General features: G+C 65.0%; 1 pseudogene. It reads left to right on the plus strand.

Going from position 1 to position 537, the window contains the following annotated elements:
* Positions 1 to 51: 51 nt before the first annotated feature.
* Positions 52 to 537: pseudogene (locus tag BK660_RS30940) on the plus strand (SAM-dependent methyltransferase); the annotation flags it as partial.

Genomic DNA, 537 nt, shown 5'->3' on the forward strand with positions numbered 1-537 from the left:
GCGTGATTCCAGCAATCCCGCGCTCGATCAACACTTTGCTGGAGTGCGTCTATGAACTGCCGTGGGTGCGCCGCACCGCTCAGCCTGCCGCTGATCGACCTTGGCACTTCGCCGCCGTCCAACGCCTACGTCCACGCTGATCGCCTGGAGCAGGCCGAGCAATGGGTGCCGCTGAAAGTCGCGGTGTGCCAGCAATGCTGGCTGGTACAGACCGAGGATTACACCAGCGCCGACAGCCTGTTCGACGCCGAGTACGCTTACTTCAGTTCGTTCTCCAGCACGTGGCTGGCCCATGCCGAGCGCTATGTCGCCGAGATGGTCGAGCGCTTCGGCCTGAGCGCCGACAGCCGCGTGGTGGAAGTCGCTGCCAACGACGGCTACCTGCTGCAATACGTCGCCGCGCGTGGCATCCCGTGCCTGGGTGTCGAGCCGACCCGCAGCACCGCACAGGCAGCGCGGGAAAAAGGTCTGCAGATTCGTGAGCTGTTCTTCGGTCGCGACACCGCCGCGCAGTTGCAAAGCGAGGGCTGGGGCGCT

This window comes from Pseudomonas brassicacearum, from assembly GCF_003732265.1.
GTDB lineage: Bacteria > Pseudomonadota > Gammaproteobacteria > Pseudomonadales > Pseudomonadaceae > Aquipseudomonas > Aquipseudomonas brassicacearum_D.